Genomic DNA, 17,295 nt, shown 5'->3' with positions numbered 1-17,295 from the left:
CCTCGATCGGGTGAGATGCCGGCCGGCAGCGAGCCAGCCGGCACCGGGCGGTCAGTTCAGCGCGATCAGCGCGTCCAGCGCCTTGTCGGCATCCGCGCAGGCCTGGTCGATCGGCTTTTGCTTCAGGATCAGATCCTGCACCGCCTGCCCGATGAATTCGCGCGACTGCGGATTGGCGACGATGGGATAGCCGACCTCGGACGAGCCCTTGGTGGCGAGCACGTCGAGCGCGGCCTGCCATTCCTTGCGGACCGGCTCTTCGTCGATCCACTTGCGATATTCGGGATCGTTCGCAACGGACGGGCGCGGCGGCGCGATACCCTGGAGGGCCATCTTCTTCTGCACTTCCGGGCTGGTCGCCCACTGCACGAAATACCAGGCGGCATCCGGCTGCTTGCTGTGCGAGGACACCGCCATGCCCCAGCCGATCGTGGTCGGCACCTGGCCGGCCTCGCCCGCCGGGAACGGCAACAGGCCGGTGTCCTTGAGGCGCGCACCGCCGTCCATGACGGTACGCAGCTCGTTGGAGGATTCGAACGCCATCGCGGCACGGCCGCTGCGATAGAGCGCGGAGATCTGCTGAAAGCTGTAATTGACGACACCGGGCGGACCGAAATCGCGCAGCAGGCGGCTATAGGTATCGAGCGCCTCCTTGCCCTTGGCCGAGCAGAGATTCGACTTGCCGTTGGCGATGTAGGTGCCGCCGATATTGTGCAGCATGTTGCTGAAAGTGTAGGCGACCGCGGGCTTGAGGCCGCGCGAGACGAACGGCGTCACGGAGCTGTCGCAGGTCTTGATCTTCTCGGCCGCAGCCTCGACGTCCTTGATCGTCTTCGGCGCCTCGAGGCCGCACTTCTTGAAGATATCGGTGCGGTAATAGAAGATCGGACCTTCGAGGTTCATCGGCATGCTGGTCAGCTTGCCGCCGAAAGTCGCCGCCTTCAGCAGCGCCTGGCTCAGGCCGGCAGAATCGTAATCCTTGGCGACGTCGTTCTTGGCCATTGCGGTGAGATCGGCATACCAGCCGGCGGCGGCAAATTGCTCGCCTTCGCGCGACGGCAGCGTCATGTAGACATCGACCTCGTCGCTGTTCGCATTCATGACCGTGACCAGACGCTGGCGCATCTGCTGTTCCTGGTAGCCATCGACCTTGAGAGTCATGCCGGTCAGCTTCTCGAAATCGGCCTTGTAGGTCAGCAGCGCCTGCGAGACCGGATTGTTGTTGGCGAGAAAGGTGACCGTCTTGCCCTTGAATTTCATCCAATCGAAATCGGCCGCGTGCGCCTGCGCGCTGACGGCGGCAATCGCAAGAACGGGCAACGCGACGCGCGTCGCGAGCATCTTGGCCTTCATCGAACTCTCCTCCCGCTGGCGCCTTATGCTGTCGGCACCTTATGAAAACGGTTACATACTAAACACCACGACACCTCTGTCAAGCGATGGACAATCTAGCTTTTATGCGGCAATATCGCAGGCAGTTCCCTTGTTGCAGGCTTGAGACGAGATTGTAACGTTACATTATGAACGGGTCGTCCGCCAAATTGACGAAGCGAGGCATCCGCGCCGTCGCGGCGCGAGCCGGCGTTTCGACGGCGTCGGTCTCTCGTGCGCTGAACAATCCGGATGCGGTGAGCCCGTCCCTGCGTGCGCGCATCGCGCAGGCCATCGACGCCGTCGGTTACATCCCGCACGCGCCGGCCCGCATTCTGTCATCGCGGCGGTCGCGTACGCTGGGCGCGATCGTGCCGACAATCGACAACACGATGTTCGCACGCGGCATCGCTTCGCTGCAGAAATACCTGTCTTCGGTGGGCTACATGCTGTTTCTCACCACGAGCGGATACGATCTCGACGTCGAGCTGCAACAGGCCCGCAACCTGATCGGCCGCGGGGTCGATGGCCTCGTGCTGCGGGGCGACTGCCATCACGAAGGCTTGCGCAAGCTGCTCGCGGACAATGCGGTGCCTTTCATCAATGTCGGGATCTATCAGCCCGACCGGCCCTACCCTTGCGTCGGCACCAACAACGAAGCCGCCGCCCATCGAGCGGCCGCGCATGTCATCGAACTCGGCCATCGCAAGATCGGAATCGTTTCCGCGCTCCAGCGCAACAACGACCGCGCCGGCGCTAGAGTCGCCGGCTTTCGCCGCGCCCTCGCGGAGAACGGCCTGGAACTGCCTCCGGAATGGCATGTCGAGGTGCCCTACACCCTGGATGACGCGCGCGAAGCGGCTCGCCATCTCCTCAATCTCAGGGACCGCCCGACGGCAGTGGTCTGCGGCAACGACGTCATCGCCTATGGCGTCCTGCTGGAAGCGGAGCGCAGCGGCTTTTCCGTGCCGCGCGACCTGTCGGTCGTCGGCTTCGACGACCTCGACTGGAGCCGCCATTTGCGACCGAGCCTGACCACGATCCACGTCCCAACCGACGAGACCTGGCAGCGTGCCGGAGAATATCTGGTGCGCAACCTCGCCGGCGAGCAGACCATCATGCATCGCGAGGTCGATTTCTCGCTGGTGGTCCGGGAATCGACGGCTCCGCCTCCCGCAATCCTGAAGTGAGATTCCCCAATGAGTGCCAGCTTTTCCCTCACCCCCGGCTTTCATGCCGTCGTGGTCGGCGGTGCCGGCGACATCGGCGCCGCGATCAGCAACCAGTTCTGCGATCTCGGAGCGACGGTGACCGCCACAGGCGTCAATGATGCCGATCTCGCACGCTCCCTGCTCAAGCCGCGCACTGGGCTTGCGCTCACGACGCTCGATGTCACGAGCGATGAAGCCGTCGCGTCACTCGCCGGGCAACACCAACGCGTCGATGCGCTGATCAATTGCGCCGGCATCCTGGCGCGGGACAAGGAATACGAGATCGAGACCTTCATGAAAGTGCTCGACGTCAATCTCACGGGCACGTTTCGGACCTGCATGGCGTTCCGCTCGCAGCTGGCGAAGATGAACGGCTCGATCGTCAACATCGCCTCGATGAATGCCACCCTGGCACTGCCACGGATTCCGGCCTATTGCGCCAGCAAAGGCGGCGTCGTGATGCTGACCAAGGCGCTGGCCCTGGCGTGGGCCGAAGACGGCATCCGCGTCAACGCCGTGGCGCCCGGTTACGTCGAAACCGCCATCAATGCCGCCGGCCGCGCCGACCAGGCCCATTATCAGCGCATCGCCGACCGCACCGCGTTCAAGCGCTGGGGGCAACCCGAGGACATCACCGGTGCCGTTGCCTTCCTCTGCATGCCGGCCTCGCAATACGCCACCGGAACGGTGGTCGCGGTGGATGGCGGGTTTCTGGCGGGGTAGCGGCCGGCGCGGCCGCAGGTGCAGCCGCGCCGATTGAGTTCAGCGGAAGTTTCCCTTGGTCTCTGGGATCACGACCGCCCAGATCAAATAGATCAGGAACACGCCGACTAATTTAGCAATGCGACAAGGCTGATTCACCCGCTCGCTGCCGGCAAGCTCGTCGTCTGCTGCGGCATGCCGGCGCGATCGACGAGCAGATCCGTGATTCCCGCCCCCAGCCACATGCCGCCGAGCACGAGCCAAGCGGTGAGTGCGAAGACCGAGGCACCGGTCACGCCGGCGCCAACCGCGCAGCCGCCGGCGAGCATCGCGCCGAACCCCATCAGAACGGCGCCGAGCAGGTAGCGCCGCATGCCAAGCCCATCCGAAAATCCCTCGAGCTTCAGCTCGTGCGCACGCGCCGCGGCGAGAAACGAGCCGAGAAATACGCCGGGGACGATGCCGAGATCGAAGCCGAGCCGGAGCTGCGCGCTGTTGAGCACCAGCATCAGCAATTCGGCCGACGGTCCGCTGAAGGTGAGGCTCTTCAACGTCACCGGCGCGAACGAAGCTTGCGACAGCTGGTAGGTGAACAGCCAGCCGGCGACGACGGCCGTTCCGGCTGCGAGCGCAGCAAGGATCAGCCGGCGCGGCAACCGGCTGCGAAAGGCAAAGGACAGCCCCGCAATCAGCCACACCGCTCCGAAGGCAAGCTTCTCGGACGTGCCGGCACCGAACATGGCCATGATGTCGCGCGACGGGCCGCCATCGACCAGCCACAGATTGGTCACCCATTCGCGCGCGGGCGACAGCAGGCCGCGATAGGAGGCCTGCGCGGTCACCGCAAACACCAGCCCCGACAATAATGCCCGCAGATTGCCATTGGCCGAGAGCACCAGCAAGCGGCTGGCGCAGCCGCGCGCCAGGATCATCCCGCAACCGAACATGACGCCGCCGAGCAGCGCGCCCGAGATGCTGCCCTGCTGCGCGAGCTGACGCGCCTCGGATACGTCGAGCCAGCCGAGCGCGACCAAGCCTTGCGTGCCTACCAGCGCCGCGGCAAAGGTCAGGAGCCAGACCGCAAGGCGCGGCCCGCCCTCGCCGCGGGAGAATTCGACCGCCGCGGCACGCAGACAGAAGCGGCTGCGCTGGGCGAAGAACCCGAACAGGCCTCCGACCAGAAGGCCGCCGAGCCAAGACAGCCGGTCTTCACCCAAGAGATCGATGATCGACGTCAGCACGTCCGCCTCGGCTGTTGCTGCGAGCATGCAATTCTAGCGATTGGGCCGTCGCGTCCCATGAGCCAGATCAAAGCTCGACACCAGAGGATGCCCGAGCGGAGCGGCCTCACGGCCGCAGATAGGCATATCCCTGCTGTTGCAGCTCGGCGAGCCGCACCACGCCGCCCTTCTCGGCCACCAGGAAGCCGGGCGTGAGGTCGTCCAGCTTGACGCCCTGCGCCTTCATCGTGTTGGCGCAGGCGTCGAAACCAACGCCGGCGTCGACGAGCTTCGTCATCATCGCAACGGTGTGATCCTGTGCCGCGAGCGCGTGGAAGGCTCGCAGCGCCGGCCCGTGCACCACCAGCCTGATATCAGCCTTCCCAGGTCCGCCGACGCCGTCGACGTGGTTCTGCAGATTGCCCAGAACGAAGACGACGCGATCGGCATCGGCGAGATGATAGACGACGCGCTGTCGCGCGGGCGCTTCCGTCGCCGCGGACGCCTGGCGCACCGCGAAGGCACCAAATAGTCCGGCAAGGCTCGCGCGAAGCATGGATCGACGCTGCATGGTCCCCCTCCTACCGTGTCTGCTTGATGAATTCGGCGATGCGGTCGGCGACGTCTTCCGCGAACAGGTCGCGGAAGAAATGATCGGCATCCTCGATCGTCTCCAGCTGGACTCTGCCCCCGCTCGAACCCGCAAGCGAAGCGAAGGCGTCTGCAACGTCGGGCACGACGGTATCCTTGGTCGCGGCGAGCACCAGCACCGGCAGCTTCACGCGCGCCACGAGCGCGGCCGTGTCCTGGCCGGCATCGGGACCGTAGAATGACGCAAAGCTCCGGGCCGTGACCACGGCATTGCGGCAATAGACAAAGCCCGGCACGTCCATCCACTCCCCGCCGCCGCCCGCCGCGACCGCCTTCGTCGCCTGCTCCAGAAACGGCGCCAGCGGCTTGCCATAGGTCTGGGCGTAGGAGGCGCGCAAGTCCGCCTCGGCTTTTGCGGTCACCGGCGCCAGCAGCACCGCGCCCGCCACCGGCGGGGTTTCACTCGCTGCGAGATACCGCGCGACCTGGTTGCCGCCGCGCGAATGGCCGAACGCGAAGACGAGCCGGGACATGCCCTTCGCCCGCGCGACCCAGGCGGCGATCTCCGCAACTACATCCTCGATGGCATAGTCATGCCGCACAGCGCAGTCATACATGCCCTTGCGGCGATCGAGCCCGAGCGAGAGCGTGTGCGCAAGCGAAGCGATGCCGCGCTGCTCCAGCGCCTTGGCCACACCCTGAATGACCTCCATGTCCTTGTGCGCGAGCGTGCCATGGGTCATCACGACGAGCGGCGTGTCCAGTGCCATCGTGGCGGGTGTGCGCAGCGTTGCGAGTGTGGTGCGGCTGTCGACCGATAGTTCGAGCTCCTGCTCGGCCGCATATCCGGACTCTGCGAACGCGAACAAGATGGCCAATCCCAGCAACCATCGCATCGTTGGCTCTCTCCCTATGGCCGGACAATCGTCCAGTTCTTCTCCGCCAAATCCATCAGCGCGGCAACCCCGACCTGGGTGACGCTGACGCCCTCGATCAGCAGCGGCCGCCTGTCCTCCTTCGCCGCCAGCGTCTCCAGCGTGTTGCCGCAGGCGATGAAGCTCACATTGGGCATCGACTTCAGGAAATTCACCAGGCGCTCCTTCACCGGCGAGCGGTCCGCAAGCAGCATGTCGAGGCCGCCGTTGAAGGCAACGACCACGATTTCGACCTCCTCGCCCTGCCCGGAATAATGCCGCGAGACGTTGGCGGCGACATCGAGAACGGCGCGCATCTTGACCGGGTCGTCGTCGCTGATCTGCAGCGCGAGCCGGTGAGGTTCCGCCCCCCGGGCCAGAGCCGGATGTAAGGGGACGAGCAGGCCGGCCGCGAGAGCCGCGCGCAGCAGCGTGCGGCGGCTCGCCCGGCCACCTCTCACTCCACGCCCCGCGACTTCTTCTCCTTGCCGTCCTCAGGCGTGACGTCGATGGCGGCAGCGCGCCCGGTGATCTTCACCGGGGCGATGCAATCCTTCATGCAGGGGTCTTTCTGCCAGAACGACTTCTCGCTGGTGGCGCGGTCGTCCATCACGAAGCCCTGCTCGTTCGGCATCTTGATCGCGGCGAGGGTCTTTTTGTTGAGCTCGAAGTTCTGATCGGTGACGACGTCGTTCAGATACAGGACGTAGGCGACCAAGGCGTAATATTCATCGACCGACAACGACCCCGTATTGCCATAGGGCATGGCGTGCCTGACGTAGTCGAACACGGTGGACGCATAAGGCCAGTAGGAGCCCACCGTCTTGACCGGATTGTCCGATGTCAGCGAGCCCTTGCCGCCGGCCAGCACCGGCCAGCGGCCGTTGCCCTCGCCGAACTCGCCGTGGCAGCTCGCGCAATTGTCCATGAACAGCTTTTCGCCCTGCGCAACCGTGCCCTTGCCTTCCGGCAGGCCCTGCCCGTCCGGGCGCACGTCGATGTCCCAGCCGCGGATCTCGTCCGCGGTCGGCGCGCGGCCGATGTGATAGCGCGAGCCGCCCCTGGTGTCGGCCTTCTGCTGCGCGAGCGTTGGCGCGGCCAGCGCGCAGGCCGTCAGTGCCACGGCAATGAGCTTAAGCGACTTCGACATTCTCGACCTCACCATTGGCCTGCACATGCCAGGTCTGGATGCCATTGTTGTGATAGATGGAGTTGACCCCGCGGATCTTGCGCAGCTCGGCCTTGCTCGGCTGCACGTAGCCGGTCTCGTCCTGCACGCGCGATTGCAGCAGCAGCGGCTCGCCGTTCCAGTCGAACTCGTAGTAGAAGCGGGTCAGCGCCTTGTCGAGCACGGGCCCGTCGAGCCGTGCCGGCCACCAGTTGCGGCCGCCGTCGAGCGAGACGTCCACGCGCTTGACCTTGCCGTTGCCGCTCCAGGCAAGACCCGAGACGATGGTAAAGCCTTTGCCGTGCCTGATCGGCGCCTGCGGGCTCGGGCTCGTGATCACGGACTTGGCGTCCATCGACCAGGTGAAGCGGCGCGCCTTGCCGTTCGGCATGAGGTCCGTGTATTTCGACGTCTCCTCGCGGGTGTGCCAGGGCTGGTCGCCGACCTTGATGCGGCGCAGCCACTTGACCCAGAGATTGCCCTGCCAGCCCGGCACCACGAGCCGCATCGGATAGCCCTGCTCGGGATAGAGCGCTTCGCCATTCATCTTGTAGGCGATGATGCAGTCGTCGAGCGCCTTCTCGATCGGCAGGCTCCGATCCATCGCGGCCGCATCGGCGCCTTCGACCAGCAGCCACTTGCCGTTTGTCTTGACGCCGGCTTCTTCCAGAAGCGTGCGCAGCGAGACGCCGGTATACTGCACGCAGTGGATCATGCCGTGAGTGAACTGGCAGCCATTGAGCTGGGCGCCGCGCCATTCCATGCCCGAATTCGCCGCGCATTCCATGAAATGGATCCGATTGACGCGCGGATAGCGCTTCAGCTCCTCCAGCGTGAGAATGAGCGGACGCTCGACCAGCCCATGGATCATCAGGCGGTGATCAGCCGGATCGACCTCGGCGATGCCGCCGTGATGCCGTTCGAAGCAGAGCCCGTTCGGGGTAATGATGCCTTCGAGCTCATGCAGCGGCGTGAAGCTCACCGAGGATTCGCGCGAAGCGGTCAGCCATTCGACATCGCGCCGCACGACGTCCTTCTCGAATTTCGACGGCTTGCCGTAGGGGCGAACGGCGACGCCCTCGCCGAGCGACTTCGTCCACTCGGGCACATTAGGCGGCTGGTTGGCGGGATTTCCGCCGGCGGCTGCCGGTCTTGCCAGCATCGCGGCCGCGACGCCGGCGCCGGTGGCCAGGAAGCTGCGACGGGATTGGCTGTCTGTGTTCGACATCGCTTCTTACGCTCCGGTAACTTTGACGGCCCTGTTGGGCTCGAGCCGAACGGTTTTCTGTCGCGTCAAATAGTTTGCGACGACGTCCCAGATCGGCGGCCCTTCGGTTCCTTCGTTGACGCTGGCCCAGCCGGCAACCTGGTATTCCCTGCCGGGATCGATGGGCGTGCCGGTCTTGAGAACCTGCATGTCGGAGATGCGCTGCCCCTGCGGCTTGGTGACGTCGATCGCGTAAGACAGTCCGCCGATCCGCACCATGTCGCCACCCTGCTGGTAGTAGGGATCGATGTTGAAGAGATTGTCGGCGACGTCCTCGATAATCTCCTTCAGCCGCGCGCCCGTCATGCCCATGCGGTAGACCGCCGGATAGGTGATCGCGGTCGCGTTGGTGACGTCCTCGAAGGTGATGTCCTGCCCCGGCAGCACGCTGGTGCCCCAGCGGAAACCGGGTGAGAGCGCGATCTCGGCGTCACGTTCCTGCAGCAGCGCCTGGCAGATCAGATCGTCGAACGTGCCGTTGAAATTGCCGCGCCGATAGAGCAGCGAATCCGTCTTGCCCAGCACCTTGGCGAGCTCGGATGCGAAGGGCTTACGCACCTCGGCGATCTTCGCAGCCATCTCGGCGTCCGCCGTGATCACGTCGGAGAACAGCGGAATCAGCTTGTACCTGTAAGCCTTGACCTCGCCGTCGCGGACGTCGAGATCGAGTCGCGAGACGAACTTGCCTGATGACCCCGATGCGATCAGCAGGGTCTTGCCGACCTTCACCGCCTCGGGCAGCGCGTCATGGGTATGTCCGGTCAGGATGACGTCGATGCCCTTGACGCGGCTCGCGAGCTTGCGATCGACGTCGAAGCCATTGTGGGACAGCAGCACGACCAGTTGCGCACCGCCCTTGCGCGCCTTGTCGACCTGGGCCTGGACGTCCTCCTCGCGCACCCCGAACGACCAGTTCGGAATCATCCAGCGCGGATTGGCGACCGGCGTATAGGGGAACGCCTGGCCGAGCACTGCGATCTTGACGCCGCCGCGCTCGATCATGGTCGAGGCGTCGAAGGCTGCCTCGTTCCACTCGGTGTCGCGGATGTTGAGGCCGAGGAAGGGAAAGCCGAGCCCGTCGATCGCCTGCTTGACGCGCTCGGTGCCATAAGTGAACTCCCAATGGCCGGTCATGGCATCGGGCTTGAGCAAGGCCATGCAGTCGATCATATCCTGGCCGCGCGTTTTCAGCGAGGACCATGAGCCCTGCCAGGTGTCGCCGCCGTCGAGCAGCGCGACCTTGTCGCCGCGCTCGGCGCGGATCGCCTTGATCACGGTCGCGGCACGGTCGAGTCCGCCGATCCGGCCGTAGCTCTTGGCAAGCGCCTCGAAATCCTCCGAGGTCAGCGCATAGGCCGCGGATGAGCCGGGCGCGATGCCGAAACGGGCGAGAAACTCCTTGCCGGTGACGTGCGGCGGCAGGCCCTTGGCCTCGCCGACGCCGAGATTGGTCGAGGGTTCACGGAAATAGAGCGGCATCAGCTGGCCGTGGATATCGGTCACGTGCACCAGCGTGACGTTGCCGAGCGGCTCGAACGCCAGCAACTCCTTCTCGGTCAGGCGCTGCTGGGCGACCGCCCGGGTCAGACCGGAGCCGACCCCGGTCGAGAGTGCCGCCGTTGCCGCCGCAACCTGAATGAACTCGCGGCGAGAGATCATGCGCAATACTCCTGCAAGTTCATCGTTTCAGTTGCGCACCGACGGCGTCTCGACGGGCAAGCCGATGCCGCGCCAGGCGACATAAAGCTCGAGCGCAAGGAACTCGTCCGAGAGCGGCTTGAACGGCTCAGCGCGCACGTCGAACATGCAGCCTTCGAACCGCTCATGCAGCGGCACCAGGCGCTGGTCGCGCAGCCGATAGGTCGGGAAGCCGTTGGTCTGCCCCTGACTCAGGAAGTCCGCACGCATGAACTTGCCGTTGTTGCGCTCGTGGCAGGACGCGCAGGCGAGATCGAGCTGTCCATAGCGCGTGTAGTAGGTCTGTTTGCCGCGCTCGAACCACGGCGACATCGGCCCGTCGGTCTGCACCGCCACCGGCATGCCGTGCGATTGGTATCGCACGAAAGTGGTCATGTCGGTCAGCTCCCTGGATTTGAATTTCCAGGGCTCCGCCTTCATGTGCTCGCTGCGGCAGTTGTTGATGTGCTGTTCGAGATTGACCGGCTTCTTGAGCTTGTCGTCCCATTTCGGCATCGCCGCGCCGACGCCCTTCATGCTGGTCTCGGCTTCGCCGTGGCAGCTCATGCAGGACTTGCCTTCGCTGCCCTCGACCTTCTTCCAGGCATCCGCCGCGCGCTCTACAGCGAGGAATCCGGGGTTCTCCAGGTCGTCGTCCTGGAGGGCCCGCGTTTCCTTGCTGCGGAACTGGTAGCCGGAGATGATGGTCTTGAAGACGTGTCCGGGAGGCGCCGGGATGCCCTTGCGTTCGGCCTCCTGCGCGGAGGCACACGTCGCCACCGATGCGGCCGCGGCGATCGCGACAGCTAGTCCAATATAGCGCGACAGCATCCGCCCTCTCCCTCGAAGCTCTACGGCACTACGCCTTGAGCGCGATCTTCTCTTCGGCCGTGATCACCGAGCCGTCGTCGTCGGTCCAGGCGAACTTGAACGTCCCGGCTTCGTCGATCCTCGCGTCGAACTGGATGTAGGGGTTGGCCGAGATCGCGGGCTCCAGCGCGCAGCTGAAGACCGGCTTGCCGTTGAACTCGCAGGTGAACTTGTTGATGATCTTGCGCGGTATCGGCTTGCCCTGCGCGTCCTTGCGCTGGCCCGACTCCATGACATGCGAGACCAGGGTCTTGATCTGGATGATTTCGCCCTTGGCCGCTTCCTTGGGAAGCTTGAGGCGCGGTTTCTCTGCCATCGTCCGTCTCCTTTAGCTTTAGCCGCCGCAGCCGCCGATTGTGACCTTGACGGTCTTCTGCTCCGTGAACAGCGACCCGTCACTCATCTTCGCGACCGCAACCACGTTCTGCGTGGTGGCGAGCCGGATCCGGATCGATGCTTCCGCCTTGCCCGAGAGCGGCGTGAACATCAGCGTCGCGACACCCGCGTTCGGATTTCCGTCGGCGAGAATCATGACTTCCTTGACATAGGAGTCGGCGGTCATCGGGCTCTCGATATTGACCGACAGCGGCACGGTGTTGCCGTTCTCCGCGATCTCCGGCAGGTCGAGCGAGATCTTGCCCTTGACTGGTAGCTTGCCGCCGGTGAACGTCTCAATCCATTTCGCCGCGTCGCCCGTCACTTCGGCATCGGCCGCCATGGGCATCAGGGTCAGCATGACGAAGCCGCCCCCGAGCGCAAATGCCTGCCGTCGATTGATGGCTTTCATTCCTTGATCCTCCTCGCCGTCAGTTCAGCGTCTTGAGATAGGCGACCACGTCCTCGACCTGCGTGGCCGTCAGAATTGACTTGCCGACGAACTCCGGGCGCACCCGGCTCAAGCCGTCGTTCTTGAAGAACGCCGGCATGACAGTGTCGGTGAAGATGCGCTTGGGATCGGCAACGATGAGGCGAAGCTGCGCCTCGGTGTAGCGGCCGGCGACGCCGTCGAGCGACGGACCGAACTCGCCGTGAAATTCCTCGGACTTCAGGCTGGTGACCTGGTGGCAGGCCAGGCAGTTGCCGAGCGTGCGCGTCAGAAACACCTTCTTGCCGGCGGCGGCATTGCCCGGCGCGCCGGTCAGGGATTTCGGCAAGGAATCGTCGACGACATCGAGCCGGATCGGCTCCTTGACGCCCTCTTGCGCCAGGGCGCTTCCGGCCGCCAGACAAAGTGCAAACGCAGCCATAAGCGAGCGCCGCATGTTCCCTACCCTTATGCGGGGTGACGCCCGCTTCCAATCACGATGGACTCACGATCCATCAAATTCACTTATTAAGATATGTTCATGTGATCGGCGCCGTCAAGCGAAATTCGAAACACGCCTCCGGTCAGCCGTTCGCGGCCAGAAAATCCCGGAACGAGCCGCGCTCATAAGCGCGCTCCCGCACGAAGCGAAACATCGCCAAGAAGTGCGGCGGCTTGAGATAACCCGGGGCGCGGGCCACTTCGCGCACCATCGCGTCCTTTGCGTCGAGACCATCAGGCGATGGCGGAAAGAACTGAAAGGTCGGCGTGAACCGGATCCCGTATTTCTGGGCGAGCTCTTTCTCTGATAGTTCCTGGCGATCGAAGTCCGTCACCTTGCGCGAACCGATCAGATTGAGCTGCAACACCTCGAAATTGTCGCGTATATAGCTCGCGATGCCGGCATCGGCGAAGTTGACCAGATGCGTCTCGCGGCAATAGGGGCAGCCCCGCAGCTCCCACATGATAGCGAGGCGCTTGCCGCCGGCTGCCGCGCTCTCCAGGTCCTCGCGCAGATCGAGGAAACTCTGCAGAAACCAGGGCTCGTGATAGAGCCCATCTTCTCCGACCGTGGGCTCGGCCGCCGCAGCGCGACGGCCGGCCAAAGCCGCGCTTGCCGCGAATGCCAGGAGGCCGCGGCGTGTCAGCCCCGGAAGCGACGTAGGGATTTCGTGCGTCGGAAGATCTTGCGCGTTGCTCATTTTCATTATGATATTCGAATACTCGAATGTGACAAGGAGATCCGATCTTGCGCTGCACCATCGCGCTGCTAGCGTGGCTGGCCTCGACCACGCTCGCGCTCGGCGCGGAGGCCGAGAGGCCTGCGGATGTCGCATCGGCGATGGCGCCGATCATGGCCAATCTGCGCACGGCCGCGAGCTATGCGCGCACCGGGAACGTCGCGCTGGCACAGCTCGAGACCGACGAAGCGGTGGTCCGGTGGAAACAGCTTGCTCCCAACGCGTCCGTTGCCCTGCCCGCCGAGCGGGCGGAATGGCCGGGATTTTTCGACTGGGGTCAAGAACGACTGACCGCGGCGACGGTCGCGCTGGAGCGAGGCGACACTTTCGCCGCCGGCCGCGAGTTGCTCGCGCTTCGGCAGGCTGTTCACGCGCGCAGACGTCACGCGGGGCTCTATGATCTCGGCGATTGCATCTTCGAGATCGCGCCCGCCATGGAAGCGTTGCGTGTCGCGACCATCAGATACGGCGAACAGCCGGCGCCGGCGAACGCCGAGGAAACCGTTTCCGCCGCAGGCGCGTTCCGCGATCGGCTCGTGCGCTGTAACGAATGGGCAAATGGCGAGATCGCCGCCCAGGGCGAATTCCGCCGCGTGATCGATGGTGCGATCGCCAGCAGCAGCGAGATCGCTCATGCCGCGATGGCGGGCGACGGCCCCCTGGTGCATCGTTACCTGATCGAGCTGCAGTCCTTCGCCCAGTTGCTCGACTTTCGCTACGGCTAGCCTCAGCCGATACTGGTCAGTCCAGGAAAATGCTCGAGTAGCCATTCCGAGACCGCGGGCATCAATCCGGTCAGGAACATCAGGCCGGTCGCGACCAGGAAAACGCCCATCGTCTTCTCGATCAGACCGAGATGCCGTCGGACGCGACCGAGCGCGGCGATAAAGCGGCCGGTGAAAGCCGCCGCGATCAGGAAAGGAATGCCGGTCCCGACCGAATAGGCCAGCAGCAGCAGCGCCCCTCGCCCGGTCGTTTCCTCCGAGCCCGCCATCAGCAGAACGGCAGCGAGGATCGGACCCGCGCAGGGCGTCCAGCCGAACGCAAAAGCCAAGCCCATGACGAAGGCCCCTGCCACGCCGGCAGGCCGGTTGTCGACCTGCACGGTCGCGCTTCGATAGAGCAGCGGAATCCTGAGCAACCCCAGAAAATGCAGGCCCATCACGATGATCAGCCCGCCGGCGACGATGCCGAGCGTCGACAGATGTGCGGAGATGAAGCGTCCCGCGATCGATGCGGTCGAGCCGAGCGCGACGAACACCAGCGAAAAGCCCGCCACGAAGGCCAGAGCGGCGATCAGGATCCGCGGCCGCAGATCCGGCCGGTCGTCGGACAGATCCGTGACCGATACACCGGCCATATAGCACAGGAAGGGCGGCACCAGAGGCAGGATGCAGGGCGACAGAAACGACAACAGGCCCGCGACAAAGGCCGCACCAAGCGTGACATCCAAGGTCATTTCCGCCCCATCCCTAGCACATATACGAATTTAATGATATAACGCGTCAAGGACGGTTGGAAAGCAAGTCCGCCAATCAAGCCCGCAAAGGCCCGATTACGCAGCATGACCAGAATCGCCGTTTTGCTCGCTCTCGCCGTCGGGCTCGCGCTGCCCGCGACGACATCGCGCGCCGCGGAGCTCATCATGTTCGAGCGGCCCGGCTGCGCCTGGTGCGCACGCTTCAACGCCGAGATCGCGCCGATCTACGGCAAGACCGACGAAAGCCGGGCTGCACCGTTGCGCCGGGTCGACCTGAACAGCCCCCGTCCCGCCGACCTCGCCGGGATCGATCCGGGTCCCTTCACGCCGACCTTCGTCGTGGTACAAGAGGGCCGTGAGATCGGGCGCATTCGCGGCTATCCCGGGGATGCCTTCTTCTTCGGCCTGTTGGACCGAATCCTGTCAAATGCGGGATCGGAACCCAAGGGGTCGTGACCGCTCTTGCGGAGTTTGCTGAGAGGAACTTGACGCGATGCCGTTGCCGAAGCTTAAGGAGATCGAGGGCTCCGCCGAACTCGAGCAAATGATCGAGAAGGCGCGCGAGGCCAGCGACATGCTCAAGGCGCTGTCGCACGAGTCCCGATTGCTGCTGCTCTGCATCCTGGCCGAGGGCGAGAAATCCGTGACCGAGCTCGAGCAGTTCCTCGGCGAGCGACAATCGACCGTCTCGCAGCAGCTCGCGCGGCTGCGACTCGATCGGCTGGTGACGACCCGCCGCGACGGCAAGACGATCTACTACAGTCTCGCGAGCGAGGACGTCCGCAAGATTCTCACCGCCGTCTACGACGTGTTCTGCGAGCCGGTGCGCCGGCGCCGCCGGTAGTTCTCCGCGCTGGCTTTTCGCGCCCCACCGGCGCAGATTACCCGCGGACAGAACCAAAAAAGAAGCGGGAGGAATGCTCAGTCCTTCGACCATGGCGTTTGCATGCGGGCTTGCCGCCGGTGCCGTGCTCGGCGTTGCCGGCCGCGCGGGACGTTTCTGCACGCTGGCGATGCTCGAGGACGCCTTCTTCGGATCGGATTTTCGCCGGCTGAAATCCTTTGCGCTGGCCGCTTCAGTCGCCCTGCTCGCAACCCAGGCGCTCGCCGCGTTCGGCATCGTCGACCTGTCGCGGTCGATCTACCTGACGGCATCGATCGGCCTTGGCGGTGCGATCATTGGCGGGCTGATGTTCGGCGTCGGCATGGCCCTGGTCGGCACCTGCGGCTTCGGCACGCTGGTGCGCGTCGGCGGTGGCGATCTCCGTGCCATCGTTGTCTTTCTCGTGCTCGGCCTGTCGGCGCTCGCGACCATGCGTGGCATCACCGGCATGCTGCGCCTGAAGCTGATCGAGCCGCTGTCGTTGCGGCTGCCCGAGGGAAGCACCCAGACTTTGACCTCACTGCTCGGCGCAGGCAGCGCGATGCGCGTGATCCTCGTCGTGGCAATTTCCGCCGCGCTCGCCTTCTGGGCCCTGGCCGATGGCAGACTGATCCGGTCGCCGCGGCTGCTGGCCTCCGGCCTTGCCGTCGGCGCCGCGATCGCGTTCGGCTGGTTTGCGACCGGATGGCTTGCCGACGACGAGTTCGATCCCGCGCGGGTCTCTTCGCTCACCTTCGTGGCGCCGCTCGGCGACGCCATTCTCTACATCGCCACCTTCTCCGGCGCGCGGCTCAATTTCGGCATCGGCTCGGTTGCCGGCGTTGTCGCCGGCTCGTTTGCCGCCGCGATGCTCGCGCGCGGCTTCCGCTGGGAGGCCTGCGACGACGCGCGCGAATTGAAGCGCCACATGACCGGCGCGCTGCTGATGGGCATCGGCGGCATCATGTCGTTGGGCTGCACCATCGGTCAGGGCCTGAGCGCATTTTCGGCGCTCGCAGTTTCGGCACCCGTCACGATGGTGGCCATCGCCTGTGGCGCACGCCTCGGGCTCGAGTTCACGATGACCGGCGAGTGGCTGCCGGCGGTCCGCAGACTGTTCGGGGTTTCGACCTGACGACTTCGCCTTGATGGGCCGAGCCGATCTCTACTGCCCAAACACGAAATCTGAAAAACAACCCCATGCACAGTAGCCAGGTGGTTGGCGGCACTATGCTTTTTCGAACGGCAAAGCCGGCCCAACGGCCCCGCTTCGGAACAGATGTTTGACCCGTCAGGCAAAACACCGACGTTCGGCCGCAGAAAGGGTGAGCCAGGACGAGCCGGTCTGTCTCAATTCCCTTGATCTTGATCAACGATCCGCCCGCCAGTTATGGACCGATCAGACCCGTAACCGCAGAAGAATGGAGGTCGTCATGACGTCTAGTATGCTGGGAAAACTATTGGTTGCGGCTATCGTGGCCGGTGTCGGAATGTCCGTATCGTTCGGCTGGTCATCCAACGAGACACCATCGCTGTCATTCAGCCAAGCGGACGCGCGGGTCGGGCGTCCGCTGACGCCCGTATCCGTCGCCGGCGTGGCACGCCGGACCACCAGGCGCGCGGTCGTCGGGACCGCAGCCGTCGGCGCAGCGGCGGCGGGCACGGCCTGCGTACGCGTGCTGGTCAACGGGACCTACGTCTGCCGCTGACCGCCCTTTTGCAATTGGCATGAGGAAGCTGACCGCTGCGGATGAATAGCATTCGCGGCGGTCCGACCTCGCGCCGCTCAAGACGGCGCACCGTCGGCTCGTACGTCACGCCGTCAGGCAGAAAACCGACAAGTCAGTCGTATGACCTCTTCTCCAGCTTTCGGAAAGAGGGGGCGCAGGCTCGCGTCCGAGAAACGCGGCGCGTAC

21 protein-coding genes are annotated in these 17,295 nt (G+C 64.7%); 7 read left to right on the top strand and 14 right to left on the bottom strand.

Annotation, left to right across the window (positions count from 1 at the left end; all coding sequences use genetic code 11):
* Window positions 1-51: 51 nt before the first annotated feature.
* On the bottom strand, window positions 52-1,353 hold the full coding sequence (locus tag C7G42_RS18290) for an ABC transporter substrate-binding protein (RefSeq protein ID WP_106950324.1): 1,302 nt from the start codon (window positions 1,351-1,353) through the stop codon (window positions 52-54).
* 167 nt (window positions 1,354-1,520) lie between these two features.
* Between C7G42_RS18290 and C7G42_RS18285 the strand changes: the two genes are divergently transcribed.
* Window positions 1,521-2,561: a LacI family DNA-binding transcriptional regulator gene (locus tag C7G42_RS18285; RefSeq protein WP_106950323.1), complete on the top strand. Its 1,041-nt coding sequence runs from the start codon at window positions 1,521-1,523 to the stop codon at window positions 2,559-2,561.
* A gap of 9 nt (window positions 2,562-2,570) precedes the next feature.
* Window positions 2,571-3,305 carry an SDR family NAD(P)-dependent oxidoreductase gene (locus C7G42_RS18280; protein WP_106950322.1) on the top strand — a complete coding sequence of 245 codons (735 nt, stop codon included), beginning with the start codon at window positions 2,571-2,573 and terminating at the stop codon, window positions 3,303-3,305.
* 134 nt (window positions 3,306-3,439) lie between these two features.
* Here the strand turns inward: C7G42_RS18280 and C7G42_RS18275 are convergent, their stop codons facing one another.
* From C7G42_RS18275 to C7G42_RS18220, 12 genes are all read right to left on the bottom strand, one after another.
* Window positions 3,440-4,525 carry a YeeE/YedE family protein gene (locus tag C7G42_RS18275; protein WP_106950474.1) on the bottom strand — a complete coding sequence of 362 codons (1,086 nt, stop codon included), beginning with the start codon at window positions 4,523-4,525 and terminating at the stop codon, window positions 3,440-3,442.
* 106 nt (window positions 4,526-4,631) lie between these two features.
* Entirely contained in the window at window positions 4,632-5,075 is a 444-nt protein-coding gene (locus tag C7G42_RS18270) for a DsrE family protein (RefSeq protein ID WP_106950321.1), read from the bottom strand.
* A gap of 10 nt (window positions 5,076-5,085) precedes the next feature.
* Complete coding sequence (locus tag C7G42_RS18265; protein WP_106950320.1) at window positions 5,086-5,991, bottom strand: alpha/beta hydrolase; 906 nt, start codon at window positions 5,989-5,991, stop codon at window positions 5,086-5,088.
* Window positions 5,992-6,005: 14 nt separating this feature from the next.
* Entirely contained in the window at window positions 6,006-6,440 is a 435-nt protein-coding gene (locus tag C7G42_RS18260; RefSeq protein ID WP_199580994.1) for a DsrE family protein, read from the bottom strand.
* Window positions 6,441-6,466: 26 nt separating this feature from the next.
* Complete coding sequence (locus tag C7G42_RS18255) at window positions 6,467-7,159, bottom strand: c-type cytochrome (protein WP_245427781.1); 693 nt, start codon at window positions 7,157-7,159, stop codon at window positions 6,467-6,469.
* The gene (gene soxC, locus C7G42_RS18250; protein ID WP_106950318.1) at window positions 7,143-8,405 is read right to left on the bottom strand and encodes a sulfite dehydrogenase; all 1,263 of its coding nucleotides are present in this window, start codon (window positions 8,403-8,405) and stop codon (window positions 7,143-7,145) included. Before soxC ends, C7G42_RS18255 begins: the two co-directional genes overlap by 17 nt.
* A gap of 6 nt (window positions 8,406-8,411) precedes the next feature.
* Window positions 8,412-10,103 carry a thiosulfohydrolase SoxB gene (soxB, locus tag C7G42_RS18245; RefSeq protein WP_106950317.1) on the bottom strand — a complete coding sequence of 564 codons (1,692 nt, stop codon included), beginning with the start codon at window positions 10,101-10,103 and terminating at the stop codon, window positions 8,412-8,414.
* A gap of 27 nt (window positions 10,104-10,130) precedes the next feature.
* The gene (soxA, locus tag C7G42_RS18240) at window positions 10,131-10,952 is read right to left on the bottom strand and encodes a sulfur oxidation c-type cytochrome SoxA (protein ID WP_106950316.1); all 822 of its coding nucleotides are present in this window, start codon (window positions 10,950-10,952) and stop codon (window positions 10,131-10,133) included.
* Between the two features lie 28 nt (window positions 10,953-10,980).
* Entirely contained in the window at window positions 10,981-11,307 is a 327-nt protein-coding gene (gene soxZ, locus C7G42_RS18235) for a thiosulfate oxidation carrier complex protein SoxZ (protein WP_094974899.1), read from the bottom strand.
* Between the two features lie 18 nt (window positions 11,308-11,325).
* Window positions 11,326-11,778: a thiosulfate oxidation carrier protein SoxY gene (soxY, locus tag C7G42_RS18230; protein WP_106950315.1), complete on the bottom strand. Its 453-nt coding sequence runs from the start codon at window positions 11,776-11,778 to the stop codon at window positions 11,326-11,328.
* A gap of 19 nt (window positions 11,779-11,797) precedes the next feature.
* Window positions 11,798-12,253 (bottom strand): sulfur oxidation c-type cytochrome SoxX, encoded by a 456-nt coding sequence (soxX, locus tag C7G42_RS18225; RefSeq protein WP_502694213.1) that lies wholly within the window; start codon window positions 12,251-12,253, stop codon window positions 11,798-11,800.
* Window positions 12,254-12,380: 127 nt separating this feature from the next.
* A complete protein-coding gene (locus C7G42_RS18220; protein ID WP_199580973.1) occupies window positions 12,381-13,004 on the bottom strand; it encodes a SoxW family protein in 624 nt (207 codons plus the stop codon).
* A gap of 134 nt (window positions 13,005-13,138) precedes the next feature.
* Here C7G42_RS18220 and C7G42_RS18215 point away from each other — a divergent pair, with 134 nt between their 5' ends.
* A complete protein-coding gene (locus tag C7G42_RS18215; protein WP_245427779.1) occupies window positions 13,139-13,762 on the top strand; it encodes a hypothetical protein in 624 nt (207 codons plus the stop codon).
* A 2-nt stretch (window positions 13,763-13,764) separates the two neighbouring features.
* On the opposite strand, the gene C7G42_RS18210 is transcribed toward C7G42_RS18215, so the two are convergent.
* Window positions 13,765-14,496, bottom strand: a complete 732-nt coding sequence (locus tag C7G42_RS18210; protein WP_106950312.1) for a cytochrome c biogenesis CcdA family protein — start codon at window positions 14,494-14,496, stop codon at window positions 13,765-13,767.
* Between the two features lie 105 nt (window positions 14,497-14,601).
* On the opposite strand from C7G42_RS18210, the gene C7G42_RS18205 reads away from it, so the two are divergent.
* From C7G42_RS18205 to C7G42_RS18190, 4 genes are all read left to right on the top strand, one after another.
* Window positions 14,602-14,973: a thioredoxin domain-containing protein gene (locus C7G42_RS18205; protein ID WP_106950311.1), complete on the top strand. Its 372-nt coding sequence runs from the start codon at window positions 14,602-14,604 to the stop codon at window positions 14,971-14,973.
* A 37-nt stretch (window positions 14,974-15,010) separates the two neighbouring features.
* Entirely contained in the window at window positions 15,011-15,361 is a 351-nt protein-coding gene (locus C7G42_RS18200; RefSeq protein WP_028137430.1) for an ArsR/SmtB family transcription factor, read from the top strand.
* Window positions 15,362-15,434: 73 nt separating this feature from the next.
* The gene (locus tag C7G42_RS18195) at window positions 15,435-16,514 is read left to right on the top strand and encodes a YeeE/YedE family protein (protein WP_106950310.1); all 1,080 of its coding nucleotides are present in this window, start codon (window positions 15,435-15,437) and stop codon (window positions 16,512-16,514) included.
* A 298-nt stretch (window positions 16,515-16,812) separates the two neighbouring features.
* Window positions 16,813-17,088 carry a hypothetical protein gene (locus tag C7G42_RS18190; RefSeq protein ID WP_162848636.1) on the top strand — a complete coding sequence of 92 codons (276 nt, stop codon included), beginning with the start codon at window positions 16,813-16,815 and terminating at the stop codon, window positions 17,086-17,088.
* Window positions 17,089-17,295: the final 207 nt, after the last annotated feature.

Origin of the sequence: Bradyrhizobium sp. MOS003 (assembly GCF_003020125.1) — a bacterium.
GTDB lineage: Bacteria > Pseudomonadota > Alphaproteobacteria > Rhizobiales > Xanthobacteraceae > Bradyrhizobium.
This window is presented reverse-complemented; position numbering and strand designations above follow the sequence as displayed.